Below are 16,157 nucleotides of genomic sequence, written 5' to 3'. Positions count from 1 at the left end.
ACTCTCAATCTGGTAGATGATCTGCGTATTAAATGGTGTGGGTGCTCCCCCTCCGAGGAGGGGGAGTGCCTGGTTCAGGTGGAAGGGCGTGGAGTGAGGGAGAGGAGCAGCGGTCCCGTCGGCGAGGCGACGAGCTCGTCCACGGTCAGCGGGTCGAGGACGCGGTAGAACGCCTCCTGCGCCTCGCGCAGCGCACCCCGCAGCCGGCATGCCGTGCGCAGCGGACACGGCGGGTCGCCCTCACAGCCGACGACCTCCTCCTCGCCCTCCAGGGTGCGGGCGAGCCACCCCACCGAAGAGCGCCGGCCCAGCTCCGTCAGGGCGAGGCCGCCGCCCCGGCCGCGTCGCGCCTCGACCACGCCGAGGTGCTGGAGCCGGGTGACGACCTTCGCCATGTGCGCGTAGGGCACGTCCATCGACTCCGCCACCTCGCGCGTGGTGACGGACTCCTCCTGCGCGATGACCGCCAAGCGCATCACGGCACGGAGCGCCAGGTCGGTGAACTTCGTCAGCCTCACGATCCGACCTTATCAAAGCAGCATTTGGCATACGTATTAAGGGGTGGTGCCTGAGACGGGCGGTCTACGAGAAGGGAAGTGGTGTACGAGAGGGGAGCGGCGTACGAGAAAGGAGTGGCGTACGCGCCCACGGCCCGTGCGCCACTCCCTCCTCCCCGGCCCGGCCATGTACGGCCCGGCCCTGACCTCAGGCCAGGACCTTGGCCTTCGCCTTCTCGAACTCCTCGGGCGTGATGGCGCCCTTCTCCTTCAGATCCGCGAGCCGCGCCAGCTCGTCGGTGGCACCGCCGCCCGGCGCCGACCCCGCCGTCTTGCGGATGTAGTCCTGGAACGCCGCCTCGGAGGCCTTGGCCTGCTTGACGTCACGCTCGCCCATGCTCTTCCCGCGGGCGATGACGTACACGAGCACGCCGAGATAGGGGAGCACGATGCAGAAGATCAGCCAGCCGGCCTTGCCCCAGCCGCCGAGGTCGTGGTCACGGAAGATGTCGGTGATCACCTTGAAGAGCAGGAAGAGCCACATGATCCAGAGGAAGAACCACAGCATGGTCCAGAAGACGTTGAGGAGAGGGTAGTCGTCCATTCCTGCGCACTCCGTTCCCGCGTGGGCCGTGTGGAGGCCCGGCGTACGAGTGAGTCTCGTGCAGGCTCCGCCTCCCCGCACGTCGTGGCGGCCCGGCATGCGGCCCGCTCCGAACCGTGCTCGGATGGGCCGTGCGTCAGCCGCGCCGCAGGGCGGCCAGTGCCCGGTCCGCGTGCACGCTCATGCGGAGTTCGCTGCGCACGACCTCCCGCACGCGCCGGTCCTGACCGATCACGAACGTGATCCGCTTCGTCGGCGCGAGAGAGAAGCCCCGCTTCACGCCGAACCTGTCCCGCACGGCCCCGTCCGGGTCCGACAGCAGCGGGTATCCGAGGGAGTGCCGCTCCGCGAACTCCAGCTGGCGCTCCACCCCGTCGGTGCTGATCCCCACGGGCCGCGCCCCGACGGCGCGGAACTCGGCCGCGAGGTCGCGGAAGTGGCACGCCTCGGCGGTGCAGCCGGGGGTCATCGCCGCCGGGTAGAAGAAGAGGACGACCGGCCCCTCGTCCAGCAGCCCCGAGAGGGAGCGCGGAGCGCCGGTTTCGTCCGGAAGGGTGAAGTCCTCGACAAGGTCACCGACGTTCATGGCGGTCCGTCCCCGATCCGTCCGTACGCGGCCACCGGCGCCTCCGGTGGCCGGCCGGTGACGTTACCGCAGAGTAGGGGATCCCCGTAACCCCCGCCCGGCCCTCGTCGAAGCCTCAGCGGGCGGGCGTCGCCACACCGTCGCGCGCCGCGGCGCGCCGGTCGAGCACGGCGAGGGCCCGCTCCCCCCAGCGAAGGTTCTCCTCCTCGAAGAACCGGCCGCGCATGAGCGTGAGATAGGGGCCGATCCGCTCCGCCTCGACGAGGTACGTCTCCTCGTCCCGTCCGTCGAGCATCCGCTCCCGCAGCCGGTCGTAGCGCGCCAGCTTGGTCCGGGCCGTCTCCATGCGCCGGGCCACGAAACCCCGCACCGCTTCGGTGTCGCCCTCGTCGCAGGACTGCACCTGGACCATCAGTTCGTCGCGGATGGCGCTGGGACGCGGGGGCGCCGAGGTGTAGACGTGCAGATCGCGCCGCCCCGACTCCGTGAGGCTGAACATCCGCTTGTTGGGACGCCGTTCCTGCTCGACCACGCGGGCCGTGATGAGACCGGCCTCGGCGAGCCGCTCCAGTTCGCGGTAGAGCTGCTGCGGGGTGGCGGCCCAGAAGTTGGCGACGGACACGTCGAAGATCTTGGCCAGGTCGTATCCGGAGGCCTCGCCCTCCAGGAGAGCTGCGAGGACGGCGTGCTTGAGCGACATCCGGACAAAGTAGCAGCACGTTGAATAGTTTCCTCCGCACCTATTCAACGCCGCAGGATCGCCCGGCGGCGCTTCGCTGGCACGTCGCTCCCGCGCCTGCCTAGGCTGGAGGGAGAAGGCCGTGGGGGCGTAGATCCGAGGGGCAGCGCGATGTGCAGCGACACGTTCGTCTACACCACCTACATCCGGACCACCCCCGACGAGCTCTGGAAGGCGCTCACCGCCCCGGAGCTCACCCGCCGCTACTGGGGCGTGGCCTTCGAGTCGGAGTGGACGCCCGGTGCCCCGATGGTCTGGGACGAGGCCGGACGCAGGACCGTCGACCCGGAGCAGGTCGTCCTCGCCGCCGAACCCGGCCGTCTCCTCTCGTACACCTGGCACACCTTCACCCCGGCGTGGGCGGAGGCCGTGGGCCTCGACCGGGAGGTGTACGCGCCGCTGACACGGGAGCGCCGGTCCCGGGTGACCTACGACATCGAGCCCTCGGGCGACACCGTCAAACTCACCGTCACCCACGGCGACCTGGAGCCTGACGGCCTCATGCGGGGGCTGATCGGGGAGGGGTGGCCCGCGCTGATCTCCAGCCTCAAGTCCCTTCTGGAGACCGGCGAGGAACTCCCCGAGCCACCCCGCTGACCAGGGCCCCGGGCGCGCTGGCCCATTCGAGTCGTCTCCGTCCCCACTCCGCCGCCACGCCCGGCGTCGTGATCATCTTTTTTCCTCCTTTCATCCGCTTTGATGCTGCTTCGGCGACGCCCGTCGTCGCTGCTGCCGTCCGGAAAGGGAGGGTGTCCGACGTGGCGTCACGCAGATACGTACGGAGGTGGGGAGCGCTGTCCCTGGCGGTCGGAGCCGTCCTCGTCGGCGCGGCCGCCCGGTCGCCCGCCGGCCCGGACCCGCTCGCGGCCGGGACGGCGCCGGAATCCACCACCGTGGTCTCGGTGGACGGCTGCGACACCGGTGGCCTGTGCACCGCGCCCCGCCACACCGTGGCCCTGACCGCCGGCACCTCGGCCGGACGTGCCCTCACGGGGCACCCCGTCACCCTGGTCGCGGGGGCGACGGGCCCCGTCTCGCTGCTGCTCCGCACCCCCGGCCGCTTCGCCGACGTCACCGTGACCGACCGGCGCGGCCGCCGGGTCGCCGGAGCGGTCGGCGCGGACGGCACCCGCTGGACGAGCGCCACCGCACTGGCCGCAGGAGGCCGCTACACGGCCCGTCTCGTCGTCGAACGACCGCGGGACGGAGCCGGCCCCGAGGCTCCCCGCCGCCATCTCGCCCGGCTGGTGCTCCGTACCCCCGTCGCCCCCGGCGGCGAACGGCTCACCGTCACCTTCGGGCCGGCGGGCGGCCGGACGTACGGCGTCGGCCGGCCGGTCACCGCCGAACTCAGCCAACCCGTCCCGGCGGACAGCCCCGTCACCCGCCGCCTCGTCGAGCGCGGCCTCCGGGTCCGCACCGAGCCGAGGGTCGAGGGCTCCTGGCACTGGGTCGACCCCACCACCCTCCACTACCGCCCCCGCCACTACTGGCCCGCCCACGCGACCGTCCACGTCCACAGCGCCCTCGACGGACGGCACATCGGCGGCGACCTCTACGGCGGCCGGTCCCGCCCGCTCACCCTCACCACCGGAGACCGCGTCGAGGCCGTCACCGACGTGTCCGCCCTGAAGATGACCGTCTTCCGCGACGGCCGGGCGATCCGCACCATCCCGGTGACCACCGGAAAGCCGGCTACCGGACCCGAGGCGGTATCAAGGTCGTCCTCGGCAAGGAGCCGCTCGTCCGTATGCGGGGCGACTCCATCGGCATCGCGCGCGGCAGCCGCGACTACTACGACCTCAAGGTCCGTTGGGCCACCCGGGTGACCTGGAGCGGCGAGTACCTGCACGCCGCACCCTGGTCCCTCGACGCGCAGGGCAGCGAGAACGTCAGCCACGGCTGCACCGGGATGAGCACCGAGGACGCCGCATGGCTGTTCCGCACGGTCCGCGAGGGCGACCTCGTCCGCGTCGTGAACGGTTACGGGGAGCCGATGACGCCCTTCGGCAACGGCTTCGGGGACTGGAACCTCAGTTGGGCGGAATGGCGGCGCGGCAGCGCGCTGACGGACCCGGCCGCCGCCCCCGGTCCCGCGACGGCCGCGGCGGGCTCCCTGCGCCCGGCGCTCTGAGCCGCACATCGAGTCCGATCCGTCGCCGAGTCCGGTCCGTCGACGGGTCCGATCCGTACGCTGCTCAGGCCCGCGCCACGCCGAGTGCCCGAGGGACGCCCCCGGGCCCGTACGCCTCGGTGATACTGACGTCCTGTCAGGTGGCCGGTGCAGGGAGCTTCGATGTCGGACGTCACCAGGGTCGGGGTCGGGGACGCGACCCTCTTCGTGGAAGCCACGCGGCTGGGCCCCGACAGCGAGCTGGAAGGGTTCGGCGACCGGCTGCCGGACCTCTCCGCCGTCACCGCGGCGCTCGCCTCCTTCGCCGGGCAGATCGGCGAGGCGCTCGACCGTGCGGCCCCCGACCGGGCGACCGTCGAGTTCGGCTGCCAGCTCGGTCTGGACGCCGGCAAGCTCACCGCCCTCGTCGTGCAGGGCAGCACCAACGCCAGCCTGCGGGTCACCCTCGAATGGGAGAAGTCGCCCCGCTGAGGCCGCCGGACCGGGCCCTCTCACTCCTTCCGCCGGTGTCGCCCGCCACGATGATCTCCGAGATGCCGGTGAGGCCGACCGCACCGGGGGCGAGCGGCCAGAAGCAGGGCAGGAACACCACCCTGTCCGGCGTGTGCCAGCGGCGGGCGATCCACCTGGCGGAGAAGTACAGCAGAAAGCCGAAGCCGGGGAGCAGCACGCCGCCCCACGGCGCCCAGAGCCCGAGCGCCGCTCGCGCACGTCAGCAGTGGATGCGAGGCCTCACAGTTGTCCGCACAGTTGTCCGTTCCGGGGCGGGCCCGGCACGGGTTCCGAGCGCAAGGCTCGACCTCTGGTCGATGGTGAGAGTCCCGGGCGTGCTGCGCTCCGCGAGGCGAGGCCCGGCGTGGGTCAGCCGTCGACGGCCGAAGCCCGGTCGTCCACGACCGCCGGTCAGTCGTCCACGGCCGAAGGCCGGTCGTACACAGCCGCCGGTCAGTCGTTCACGGCCGTCAGGAGGACCACCGCGTCCTCCAGGGCCGTCAGCCCGTGCCGCTCCTTGGGGATCATCCGTAGCGCCGCCGCCGGGAGCTCCTCACCCCAGCCGGCCGCCGTCAGCTTCACCCGCCCCCGCAGCACCTGGAGGCTCGCGGCCGGCGGCGCGTTGTGCTCGTCCAGGGACGTGCCCGAGGTCAGGGCGATGACGGTCTGCCGGAGCACCCCGTCGTGCATCACCAGATGGGCGCTGCGCCCGTGCGGTGCCGTGCGGGCCGCGGCCAGGTGCTCGTCGGCGAGCGCGGTGAGGTCCAGGATCATGTCTCTCCCTGCGGGGTTCTCTCCGGTGCGGTGCTCGGGCGGATATCCCCAGCCTCCCGTGTGGCGTCCGGGCCGCAACTCGGGACCGCCGGCCACGCCACCACGAGACCGGCGACCGCGACGCACGCCCCGGCCGCCGACAGGGCGGCGGTCCAGCCGTGCGCCGTGTACAGCCAGGTGCCGACGAGCGAACCGAGCGCCCCGCCGCCGAAGGTCGCCAGCATGAAGACGGTGTTCACCCGGGCCGCCACCGCCGGGCCGATCGCGAAGATCCGGGCCTGACTCGCGACCTGGCACGAGCTGACCCCGACGACCAGCAGATTGGCCCCGGCCACGAGCGCCGCGGGGGAGTGCGGGGCGACCCCGGCCACCCCCAGGCCGAGCCCCGCGGCCGCCAGCCCTCCGGCGTTCACCACCCGCGCCCCGTACCGGTCGGCCGTCGGACCGGCCACGGCGGAGAGGAGCGCCGCCGGCAGGGTCAGCACGCCGAAGAGCCCGGCGGCGCCCGGCCCGAACCCGAGGGGCGGGGCCGCCAGATGGAAGGCGAGCACGGACCAGAAGACGCTGAACGCGGCGAACACGCACGCCCCGAGCAGTGCCGAGATCCGCAGTTCCCGGTGGGCGGCGAGGAGCCCGGGCAGTCCGGCGAGGAGCCGGAGGTACGAGGAACGGCGCCGGCCGTCCGGCCCTGCGTCCCCTCGCCCGCCCATCCGCTCCGGCAGCCGCCGGGGCAGGAGCCACAGCAGCGCGGCCGTCGCCGCGGCGGCCACCAGGTAGGCCGCGCGCCAGCTCCCGCTCGCGTCGGCCACGGCCCCCGAGACCGTACGGGACAGCGTCGAACCCAGGGTGAGGCCGAGGCCGACGAGCCCCACGACCCTGCCCTGCCGCCCGGGACCCGCGAGCACGGCCGCCACCGGGGTGAGGATCTGCGGCAGCACCGTCGTCGTGGACAGCGCCAGGGTGGCGAGCGTCAGGGTGACCACGTCCGGCGCCGCCGCGGCCACGAGCAGCGAGGCGGTGGTCAGGGCGAGCAGCACCGACGTGAGCCGGCGCAGCCGCGCGGTGTCGGCGAGCGGCACGAGCAGCAGGATGCCGAGCGCGTACCCGATCTGGGCCGCCGAGGCGATCAGCCCCGCCGTCCGCTCCGAGACCTCCAGGCCCCGCGCGACCGCGGCGAGCAGCGGCTGCGGGAAGTAGATGTTGGCGACGGTGACGGCCCCGGCGACGGCGAAGAGCAGGACGTTCACGGTCCGGGCGGGCGAGGGCGAGGTCGGCGCGGGGGTGGGTGTGGGGGGTGCGACGGCGGGGCTCGGTTCCACGGACTCTCTTCCGTACGGGGGAGGGCGACGCCTCCAGACGCCTCCAGGCTCCTCGCCGTCACCCTTGTCGAACAAGATGCGATCATCGAAGCGTCGTTGAGCCGCACTCAACGATCCGAAGAGGCCCGGAGGAGGTCCGATGTTCGAGCGGTACGAGCTGGAGGCGTTCCTGGCACTCGCCGAGGAGCTCCACTTCGGGCGCACCGCCGAGCGCCTCGGCGTCTCCACCGGCCGCATCAGCCAGACCGTCAAGAAGCTGGAGCGGCGCGTCGGAGCCCCGCTCTTCGCCCGGACCAGCCGCAGCGTGCAGCTCACTCTCGTCGGCCGGCGCCTGTACGAGGACACGCTGCCCGCCTACCGGCAGCTGCGCGCCGCGCTCGAACGTGCCACCGAGGCAGGGCGGGGCGTCCACGGCAGACTGCGGACCGGCTTCGCCACGCCCTGGGGCGGCGAACTGCTCACGGCCGCCGCCGACATGCTTCTCGCCGGCCACCCCGGCTGCGAGATCACGGTCCGCGAGGTCCCGCTCGACGGCGGAACCGGCCCGCTCCTGGACGGGACGCTCGACGTCCAGTTCGCCGCCTTCCCCGTCCGCGAGCCGGACCTCACCACCGGTCCCGTCCTCGTCGCGGAGGACCGGGTCCTGCTCCTGCCCGCGGCGCATCCGCTGGCGGGCCGGGCGTCCCTCGGCCTGGAGGACCTCGCGGGGCTGGCCATGATCGCCCCCGAGGGCGCGAGCCCCCGGTACTGGCGGGACCACCACTTCCCCCGCCGCACCCCGTCGGGCGCCCGCGTCGCCCGGGGGCCCGCGGCCGCGACCTGGCAGGAGGTCCTCTCCCATGTGGGCGCCGGCCGGGGCGTCGCCGTCGGCGCGGCGCTCGGCGCCCGCTACCACCCGCGCCCCGGCGTCGCCTACGTCCCGCTGCGGGACGCCCCGCCCATCGAGTACGGACTGGCCTGGCCCACGGCCGCGGACTCCGCGCTGCTCAGGGCCTTCGTGGCGGCGGTCGCCGCCGCGTCACGCCCCTGAGTCCTCGGGTGCGGGCGCCGTCAGAGCCCCCGTCAGATGGTCGTACGCCACGTGGGCGTGGAGCCGGACACCGGTGACGAGGGTGTCGTCGTCCGCGTAGAAGTGCGGATGGTGGTTGGTGACGATGCCGCGCCCGCCCGGCACCGGCACGGGCCGGCCCGCGGGGTCCAGGGCCGAGTCCTGCACCCCGAGCATCACGTACAGGCCGCCGAAGCGGCGTACGAACTCGGAGACGTCGTCGTACCCGAGCGTGCCCCCGGTCTCCACGACCCGGTCCTCGCCCACGACCCGGCGGAAGGTCGGCAGCGCCGACTCGACCCACGGCCGGGTGTTGTGGACCGGCGGGACGGGCTGGAGACAGTCGACCGAGGCCGTCGCCCCGTACGCCGCCGCCGAGTGCTCCACCAGCGTGGTCAGCCGCCGCTGGACCTCTGCCATGTCGGACTCGACGGCACACCGGACCGTGCCCCACAGGGTCACCGTCTGCCCGATGATGTTGAACCGGCCGACGTCCTCCACGTGCCCGAAGGAGACCGTGACCGGGGAGAAGGCCGAGACCTGCCGGTAGAGCTGGCCCACCCCCGTCAGGACCGCCCCCACCGCCGGCATCGGATCGACGCCCTCCCAGGGGGTGGAGCCGTGCGTCTGCTTCCCGGTGACGACGACGCGGACGAGGGCGGACGCGGCGTACTGATTCCCGATCCGGTAGCCCACGTACCCCTTCGGATAGGGCGTCACGTGCAGACCGAAAGCCATCGTCGGCACCGGGTCCACGAACGCGCCCGCCTCCACCATGGCCCGTGCCCCGCCCTCCTCGGTCACCGGCGGGCCCTCCTCGGCGGGCTGGAAGACGAAGAGCACGGTGCCGGGGAGGCGGTCCCGGACCCCGGCGAGCACCGTCGCCGCGCCGAGCACCATCGCCGTGTGGCAGTCGTGCCCGCAGGCGTGCGAGACGGGGAACGGGCCGCCCGGATAGTCGGCGTCCACGACGTCGGCGGCGAACTCCGCCCCGCACAGGTCCTTGACCGGCAGCGCGTCCATGTCCGCCCGGAGTGCCACGACCCGCCCGCCCGGCGACGCGCCCCCGCCGCGCAGGACGCCCACGACGCCGTGGCCCGCGATGCCCGTCCGTACCTCGTCGAGGCCCAGCGCGCGGAGCTCGTCCGCCACCAGCCGGGCCGTGTTCACCTCCCGGTTGGACAGCTCCGGGTTCCGGTGCAGATGGCGCCGCCAGGCGACCACCCGTTCCGCCGCCTTCGCCGCTCGCTCGTCCAGTTCGTCGTGCGTCGTGTCGGGCTCCGTGCTCAACGGGGGACTCCCTCTCGTCAAGGCTTGCGCCGGGGCCGGGGCCGGGGCCGAACCGGACCGGCCGCCGACACCCAAGAGTGTCAGCGGCCGGTCCGGTCGGCGAGTGCGCCGACAGAGGTGAGGTGCGTCGGGTCGGCGTCAGCCGGTGAAGACCTCGGTCAGCGACCAGATCGCCAGGCCCGCCATGCACACGCCGCCGATGCGCTGCACGGTCTTGAGCGGTACGCGCTTGGCGATGAACCGGCCCGCGACCAGGGCGAGGGCGGAGACGCTCATCAGGGCGGCGAGCGAGCCGATCGCCGTCGACCAGGTGCCGTTGGTGGCGGCGAGGTTGGCGGTGGTGATCTGCGTGAGGTCGCCCCACTCGCTGATGAAGACGGCCATGAAGGCGGTCGAGAAGACGGGCCAGAAGCCGGTCACCGTCCGGCCGCCCCCGTCGCCGTCCTCGTCGTCGCCCCCGCCGCGCAGCAGCATGAACGCGCCGAAGCCGAACAGCAGGGCCGAGACCAGCTTGACGATCCAGCCGGGGAGCAGCCCGAGCAGGCTGCCGGCTCCCACGGCGATGGCGACATGCGCCAGGAAGGCGGTGGACGTGCCGATCCAGACGTACAGCGGACGCATGCGCGTGCCCATGGCGAGGGACGCGAACATCGTCTTGTCGGGAAGCTCGGCGAGAAAGATCAGCCCGAAGGCGGTGAGGATCGCCAAGGGGTCGAGGTGCATACCGGGGCTCTCTGCTCGGTCCGGGCCCGTGGGCTCCGCACCTCGAAGGCGACGGGAGGACCACTCGGCCCGGCATGACGGACCACGCCCACGGAGGCGCGGACGCGGTTGATGCCTGGCCGAAGGTCTCGCCCGTCCACCACACACGTGGACCCGGTCACCGGGAACCCGGGGGTTCCAGTGTGTCGACGACCGGTTCGCGGGGCTACTCCCCTTCGCTGTCCCTCAGTGTACCGAACGGGGCGTGAGAGCGGGTAGACACTGTCTACTCGATCTTGCTAGACAGTGTCCATGCAGCTTCAGGAGAACGAGGGACCCGACGAGCACGAGCAGGCGTACGACCACGGGCACGAGGACGGACTGCGCGGACGGCTCGTCCGGGCGGGCGTCGAGCTCGTGAACGCGGAAGGCGCGCAGGCCCTGTCCCTGCGCGAGATCGCCCGCAGGGCCGGCGTCTCCCACGGAGCGCCCCGCCGCCACTTCCCGACCCACCTGGACCTCCTGTCGGCCATCGCCCGGCAGGGCTTCGCCGAGCTGGCCGAACGGCTCGCCGAGGAGGACCGGGAGGACGCGGGGCCGCGCGAACGGATCGCGATCCTCGCGCGCGTCTATCTCGGGTACGCGGAGACCCGGCGCGGCATGTACGAGCTGATGTTCCGCCACGACCTGCTCGACAGCGGCCGGCTCGGCCTGCGCGAGACGAGCCTGCCGCTCTTCGCCCACCTCACCGATCTCGTCGCCCGTACGTCTCCGGGGACGGGCGGGGCCTCGCCCGGCGGCGCGCTCCCGCCCACCGGCGCGGCGCTGCGCGCCGGCGCCCTCTGGGCGAACCTCCACGGCATCGCCCAGCTCTGGCACTGGGGGAGTCTGCCGCTCGCCACCGGCGGCACCGACCCCGCCCCGCTCCTCGCCGCGGCCCTCGACGCCCACCTCGGTCCCGGCGAGGACACCCCGTGAGCGCGCCGGGCCCGCGCCGCGCCTCCACCCTCGCCTGCAGCGTCCTCGGCGCTGCCGTCGTCGCCCTCGACGGCACCGTCCTCACCGTCGCGCAGCCCGCTCTCCAGCGAGACCTGCACGCCGACGTCGGGCAGGTGCAGTGGACGAGCACCGCCTACCTCGTCACCGTCGCGAGCCTGCTCGTCTTCGCCGGCCGCCTCGGAGACCGCTACGGCCACCGCCGGGTCTTCGCCGTCGGCGCCCTCGGCTTCGCCGCGGCCTCCGCCGGCATCGCCCTCGCCCCCGGCATCGGCGCCGTGATCGCGTTGCGCGTGCTCCAGGGGGTGTGCGGGGCGCTCCTCCAGCCGGCCACCCTCGGCATGCTGCGCACCGCCTTCCCGCCCGAGCGGCTCGCGACGCCGATCGCCGTGCGCACGGCCGCCATCGGTCTCGCCGCGGCGGCGGGCCCGCTCGTCGGCGGCGCGCTCGTCTCCTCGTACGGCTGGCGCGCGGTCTTCCTCCTCGGCGTGCCGCCGACCCTGGCGATCGGCCTGCTCGCGCTCGCCGGACCGGACCCGCGCACCGAGGCCGCGGAGCGGCGCCCCTCCGCCGGAATCGCCGCGCTCGACCCGCTCGGCGCCCTCCTGCTCGCCGTCGCCCTCGGCCTGCTGGTCCACGGACTCGTCGACGCGCCCCGGCCCGGCGGCACCGGCACCACCGTGCTCGTCCTCGCCGCCGCGGCGGCCGCCGGCGCCGCGCTCCTCCGCCACGAGCGCCGTGCCCCGCACCCCCTCCTGCCGCCGGAGTTGATGCGGAGCGTGCCCGTCCGCGCCGGGCTCGCCGTCCTCCTCGCCGCCTCGGCCGCCCTCTTCGGGACGCTCTTCGTCGCGACGTACTTCCTCCAGGACGTCCAGGGTCTCGACCCCCTGGACTGCGCGCTGCGCTTCCTGCCGCTCGCCGCGCTCATGGTGCTCGGCGCGCCCCTCTGCCCGCCCCTCCAGCGCCGCTTCGGCCCCCGGCGCACCGCCGTCGCCGGAGCGACCCTGCTGACGCTCGGCGTCCTGCTGCTCTCCCGCCTCGACGCGACGGCCTCCGCCGTCTCCGTCGGGACCGGCTCGGGCCTGCTCGGCGCGGGCTTCGTCACCCTCATGGTCACCGCGACCTCCGTCGTCGTGCACCGCGCCCCCGAGGCCCACGCGGGTGTCGCCGGAGGCCTCCAGCAGACCGCCATGAACATCGGACCCGCCCTCGGCGTCGCCACCGCGACCCTGCTCCTCGCCCTTGTGCCGGACGGCGGTTTCGTCCCGGACCGGGGCGTCGCCCTGCCCGCCCTCGCCGCCGTCGCGGCCCTCGCCCTCCCCGCAGCCCTCGCCCTGCCCGGCACGACGCACCACCGTGTGAAGCAGACGGGGAGTCGGACCGGGAGCCGGATCGGGGGCCAGACGGGGGGCCATATGGGGAGCCGGCCGGGGAAGCAGCGGGAGGGCGGTGGGGGGACACGCCCGGAGCCGACCGCACCCCGGACCCGACGGTGATTCTGCGTACGATCATGAAATGCCCGACGCCGGCCACCGGCGCCCGCCCGGCAAGGCGGAGCGCACACAGTTCAACCTCGGTCGCGCCCTGCCCTTCCTGATCCTCGCGGTGACGGCCGCCGCCGATGTCCTCACCCCCGACCGGGAGCGCTTCGAGCGCCTCCTCGTCGCCGCGCCCGCGCTCGCCGCCGTCACCTGGAGCGTGCGCGGGACCATCGGCATCGGGCTGCTCGCCATGGTGGTCCGCGCCCTGCTCCACCTCGGCCGGGACGAGCCCCTCGTGCCCGACCTCCTCGCGAGCGAGGTGTTCCTCGCCCTCGTCACCGCCTGCGCGGCCTGGGTCAGCCGCGTCCGCACCCGCTACGAGCAGGACCTGCGCGAGGTCACCGCCGTCGCCGAGGTCGTCCAGCGGGTCGTCCTGCGGCCGCTGCCCGAGCGACTCGGCCGCTTCGACCTGCACCTGCTGTACGTCGCCGCCGCCGCCAAGGCCCGGATCGGCGGCGACTTCTACGAGGCGGTCCGGGTCCCCGGAGCCGTACGGATCATGCTCGGCGACGTCCAGGGCAAGGGCCTCGGCGCCGTCGAGACCGCCTCCGTGCTCCTCGGCTCCTTCCGCGCCACCGTCAACACGGCCCCCGACCTGGCCGCGCTCGCCGACACGCTCGACGAGGGCCTGACCCGCTACGGCGGCTGGGACCCGGAATCCGACGCCGCCGAACGCTTCGCCACCGTCGTCCTCGTGGAACTCCCCGAAGACCGGGACGTCGCTCTGCTCCTCAGCTGCGGCCACCCCGCGCCCCTGATCCAGCGCGGCGCCGAGGTCGTCCCGGTCGCCTTCGCCGACCCCTCCCTCCCCGTCAACCTCGCGGGCCTCGCCGAGAACCACCACCGGATCGAAGAGGTCCCCTTCGGGCCGGGGGACCGCATGCTCCTCTACACGGACGGCGTCAGCGAGACGCGCGACCGGGCCGGCACCTTCTACCCCCTGGAGCTGCGGATGCGCGGCTGGGCCCGCGAGCCGGGTGCCGAGCTGCCGGCCATCCTCCACCGCGACCTCGCCGCGTACGGCGCCGACGGGCTCGACGACGACGTCGCGGCGCTGCTCGTCGTCCGCGCGCCCGAGCCCGTCCGTCCGCCCGAGCCCGTCCGTCCGCCCGAACCCGTCGGCCCGCCCGGGCCCGGTCACCCGCCGGAGCCCGCCCGACCCCCCTCCTGACCACCTTCGCACCGCGAACGGTGTCCTCAAACATCAAGTACGGGGCGGCTTGTGTCGTTCCCGCACGGTTGCGCGACACGTGCGCCGTTCGTGCGCTCTGGCCGCTCCGACCCTCATACGTGAGGCTTGCGACCGTCCGCAGCGCGGACAGACTGCAGTCCACTCGAGAGGAACGGGTGCACGTGCCCCAGGACAACCCCTTCACCACCGGCTCGTCCGAAGAGTTCCCCGGCTTCCCGGACGGCACGGTGGGCCTCACCGCCGCCGACACCGCCCGCATCGCGGGAAGCGGCATCGCCGGCGGAAGCGGCCTCTGGGCCGCCGACGGAACCGTGAACCCCGACGCCGTCCGCCTCGGCCAGACCCTCGCCACCGCACTCCTCGGCGGCGGCACCTCACGTCTGGCGAGCACCGACTCGCTGCTCCCGGCCGAACTCGCCGCGCACGTCGAAGAGGTCCGCGGCCTCGCCCGGCCCGCGTACCACCGCATCGAGTCCACCGACGGCGTCCGGCTCTCCGCCCTCAGCCTCCGTCAGCTCGGCCCGGGTCCGCACCCCCTCGTCGTGGTCCCCGCGGGCTGGACCCCCTTCGGCTGGCCGCTCTTCCTCTGGGCGTACCTCAGCCTGGCGCGCAGGGGCTACCACGTCCTCGCGTACACGCCCCGTGGTCTCGGCCTCCCCGGCCTGCCCTCCACCTCCGAGGGCCTCGTCGACGTCGCCGGGCCCCACGACTGGGCCGACGGCTCGGCCGTCATCGACTTCGCCGTGGAACACCTCGCCCCGAGCACCATCGGATTCCTCGGCGAGTCCTACGGCTCCGGCATCAGCCAGCTCGTCGCCGCCCACGACGGCCGCGTCTCCGCCGTCGTCGCCCTCAGCACCTGGGGCAACCTCGCCACCAGCCTGTACGACAACGGGACCCGCCACCTCGCGGCGGTGAAGGCGCTGCTCGCGCTCACCGGCGGCCCGGTCGAGGAGAAGTTCGACGAGGAGAACCAGCGGATCCTGGCCGACTTCCAGGCCGACCGGAACCTGGACGAAGTCGTCAGGTGGGGACGCAAGCGCGCCCCCGAGTCGTACCTGCCGCTCACCAACGAGAACGAGACACCCACCTTCTTCTCCAACACCTGGCACGAGAGCCTCTTCCCGGTCAACCAGGTCCTGACGGCCTTCGAGGGCCTGCGGGTGCCCAAGCGGCTCAACCTCTGGATCGGCGACCACGCCGCCCCCGAGGGCCCGGCGCTCATCGGCACGGAGCCCCGCAAGCCCAACGTCCCCATGGAGGAGGCGTACGCCTGGCTCGACCACCACCTCAAGGGCGATCACAACGGGGTCGAGGAGTGGGAGAACGTCTCCAGCCAGGTGATGTTCACCTACGTCACGGAACCGGTCACGGACCCCGGCACCGGCGCGCCGACCGGGGAGAACCGGATCGTCCAACCCGCCGTCCGCGAGTCCCGTGCCGACTGGAGCGAGGTCACCACCGGCATCGAGGTGTTCGGGCTGACCGGCGACGGGGCGGGCGGCGCCGACGGCCGACTGGTGCCGCGCACCGGCGAGGGGCGGGACCCGCGGGAGGAGACCGGCTGGCGGCGCGCGTTCGTCGCGGGTGTGGACACCGAGGCCACGGCCATGGACGCGCTCATGAAGACGGGTCAGGCGGAGTGGGGCGGCAACCCCAAGATCTACGACACCCGCAAGATCGACCGCCGGCACGCCGTGGCCTGGACGACGGAGCCGCTCGAAGCCGCCGAGGGGGAGGAGCGGGCGGCCCGCCGCGTCCGGGGGATTCCGCGCCTGCGCCTCACTATCCGCTCCACCGCCACGTCGGCGGGGCTCGTCGCCCACCTCCTGGACGTCGCCGAGGACGAGACGGCCCGGATCGTCACCCACGAGCCGCTCAACGTGTACGGCCTGACGCCCGAACAGGACACCACCGTGACCTGGAACCTCCAGGCCGCCGCGTACGACATCCCCGTGGGCCACCGGTTGATGCTGGTCGTCGACAGCATGGACCCGCTGTACGGCGGGGCCTCCGTCACCTGGTCGCAGACCGCCTTCGGCTCACCGGCGGGCGAGCCGTCGTTCCTGGAACTGCCCCTGGGCTGAGCCGGGAGGCGGTACGGGGGGAGTGGGGGCGCGAACCGACCGCGTCCCCACTCCGCGTCCGCGCCCTAGATGAATGAGTCCGATTTCCGTGCTGGTCGCGACCATGGCGAAGGGCGCCCGTTGGTCAGTGTGTGAAGACAAACCTGGACGCCCTTC

The 16,157-nt window shown here is 73.6% G+C and carries 16 protein-coding genes and 1 pseudogene; 9 read left to right on the top strand and 8 right to left on the bottom strand.

Going from position 1 to position 16,157, the window contains the following annotated elements; translation table 11 throughout:
* Window positions 1-74 precede the first annotated feature (74 nt).
* The 4 genes from ACF08F_RS32685 to ACF08F_RS32670 all read right to left on the bottom strand — a co-directional run bounded on the left by ACF08F_RS32685 (window position 75) and on the right by ACF08F_RS32670 (window position 2,387).
* The gene (locus ACF08F_RS32685) at window positions 75-518 is read right to left on the bottom strand and encodes an RrF2 family transcriptional regulator (RefSeq protein WP_392302147.1); all 444 of its coding nucleotides are present in this window, start codon (window positions 516-518) and stop codon (window positions 75-77) included.
* A gap of 187 nt (window positions 519-705) precedes the next feature.
* Window positions 706-1,101, bottom strand: coding sequence for an SHOCT domain-containing protein (locus ACF08F_RS32680; RefSeq protein WP_392302146.1), 396 nt, complete (start codon window positions 1,099-1,101; stop codon window positions 706-708).
* 136 nt (window positions 1,102-1,237) lie between these two features.
* Window positions 1,238-1,687: a peroxiredoxin gene (locus ACF08F_RS32675; RefSeq protein ID WP_392302145.1), complete on the bottom strand. Its 450-nt coding sequence runs from the start codon at window positions 1,685-1,687 to the stop codon at window positions 1,238-1,240.
* A gap of 115 nt (window positions 1,688-1,802) precedes the next feature.
* Entirely contained in the window at window positions 1,803-2,387 is a 585-nt protein-coding gene (locus tag ACF08F_RS32670) for a PadR family transcriptional regulator (protein WP_392302144.1), read from the bottom strand.
* A gap of 150 nt (window positions 2,388-2,537) precedes the next feature.
* Here ACF08F_RS32670 and ACF08F_RS32665 point away from each other — a divergent pair, with 150 nt between their 5' ends.
* The 4 genes and pseudogenes from ACF08F_RS32665 (at window position 2,538) to ACF08F_RS32650 (ending at window position 5,031) form a co-directional block, all read left to right on the top strand.
* Entirely contained in the window at window positions 2,538-3,023 is a 486-nt protein-coding gene (locus tag ACF08F_RS32665) for an SRPBCC family protein (RefSeq protein ID WP_392302143.1), read from the top strand.
* Window positions 2,951-3,901 (top strand): annotated as a pseudogene (locus tag ACF08F_RS32660) (Ig-like domain-containing protein); the annotation flags it as partial. The gene ACF08F_RS32665 and the pseudogene ACF08F_RS32660, both read left to right, overlap by 73 nt.
* Window positions 3,868-4,560 carry a L,D-transpeptidase gene (locus ACF08F_RS32655; protein WP_392302255.1) on the top strand — a complete coding sequence of 231 codons (693 nt, stop codon included), beginning with the start codon at window positions 3,868-3,870 and terminating at the stop codon, window positions 4,558-4,560. The pseudogene ACF08F_RS32660 and the gene ACF08F_RS32655, both read left to right, overlap by 34 nt.
* A 162-nt stretch (window positions 4,561-4,722) precedes the next feature.
* Window positions 4,723-5,031, top strand: coding sequence for a CU044_2847 family protein (locus ACF08F_RS32650; protein ID WP_392302142.1), 309 nt, complete (start codon window positions 4,723-4,725; stop codon window positions 5,029-5,031).
* 474 nt (window positions 5,032-5,505) lie between these two features.
* On the opposite strand, the gene ACF08F_RS32645 is transcribed toward ACF08F_RS32650, so the two are convergent.
* On the bottom strand, window positions 5,506-5,826 hold the full coding sequence (locus ACF08F_RS32645) for a cupin (protein ID WP_392302141.1): 321 nt from the start codon (window positions 5,824-5,826) through the stop codon (window positions 5,506-5,508).
* Window positions 5,823-7,145 (bottom strand): MFS transporter, encoded by a 1,323-nt coding sequence (locus ACF08F_RS32640; protein WP_392302140.1) that lies wholly within the window; start codon window positions 7,143-7,145, stop codon window positions 5,823-5,825. The genes ACF08F_RS32645 and ACF08F_RS32640 overlap by 4 nt, the downstream gene beginning before the upstream one ends.
* Window positions 7,146-7,284: 139 nt before the next feature.
* Here ACF08F_RS32640 and ACF08F_RS32635 point away from each other — a divergent pair, with 139 nt between their 5' ends.
* Window positions 7,285-8,175 (top strand): LysR family transcriptional regulator, encoded by an 891-nt coding sequence (locus tag ACF08F_RS32635; RefSeq protein WP_392302139.1) that lies wholly within the window; start codon window positions 7,285-7,287, stop codon window positions 8,173-8,175.
* Here ACF08F_RS32635 and ACF08F_RS32630 read toward each other — a convergent pair.
* Both ACF08F_RS32630 and ACF08F_RS32625 read right to left on the bottom strand, forming a co-directional pair.
* Window positions 8,164-9,483 carry a M20 family metallopeptidase gene (locus tag ACF08F_RS32630; RefSeq protein ID WP_392302138.1) on the bottom strand — a complete coding sequence of 440 codons (1,320 nt, stop codon included), beginning with the start codon at window positions 9,481-9,483 and terminating at the stop codon, window positions 8,164-8,166. The genes ACF08F_RS32635 and ACF08F_RS32630 overlap by 12 nt on opposite strands.
* Window positions 9,484-9,621: 138 nt before the next feature.
* A complete protein-coding gene (locus ACF08F_RS32625) occupies window positions 9,622-10,206 on the bottom strand; it encodes a TMEM165/GDT1 family protein (protein WP_392302137.1) in 585 nt (194 codons plus the stop codon).
* 291 nt (window positions 10,207-10,497) lie between these two features.
* On the opposite strand from ACF08F_RS32625, the gene ACF08F_RS32620 reads away from it, so the two are divergent.
* The 4 genes from ACF08F_RS32620 (at window position 10,498) to ACF08F_RS32605 (ending at window position 16,001) form a co-directional block, all read left to right on the top strand.
* On the top strand, window positions 10,498-11,163 hold the full coding sequence (locus ACF08F_RS32620; RefSeq protein WP_392302136.1) for a TetR/AcrR family transcriptional regulator: 666 nt from the start codon (window positions 10,498-10,500) through the stop codon (window positions 11,161-11,163).
* On the top strand, window positions 11,160-12,677 hold the full coding sequence (locus ACF08F_RS32615; protein ID WP_392302135.1) for an MFS transporter: 1,518 nt from the start codon (window positions 11,160-11,162) through the stop codon (window positions 12,675-12,677). The genes ACF08F_RS32620 and ACF08F_RS32615 overlap by 4 nt, the downstream gene beginning before the upstream one ends.
* A gap of 19 nt (window positions 12,678-12,696) precedes the next feature.
* Window positions 12,697-13,893, top strand: coding sequence for a PP2C family protein-serine/threonine phosphatase (locus ACF08F_RS32610; RefSeq protein WP_392302134.1), 1,197 nt, complete (start codon window positions 12,697-12,699; stop codon window positions 13,891-13,893).
* A 182-nt stretch (window positions 13,894-14,075) separates the two neighbouring features.
* Entirely contained in the window at window positions 14,076-16,001 is a 1,926-nt protein-coding gene (locus tag ACF08F_RS32605; protein WP_392302133.1) for a CocE/NonD family hydrolase, read from the top strand.
* Window positions 16,002-16,157 lie beyond the last annotated feature (156 nt).

This window comes from Streptomyces sp. NPDC015130 (assembly GCF_043080005.1).
In the GTDB taxonomy this organism is placed as follows: Bacteria; Actinomycetota; Actinomycetes; order Streptomycetales; family Streptomycetaceae; genus Streptomyces.
The sequence above is the reverse complement of the archived record's forward strand: the minus strand, read 5'-3'. Positions and strand labels throughout refer to the sequence as shown.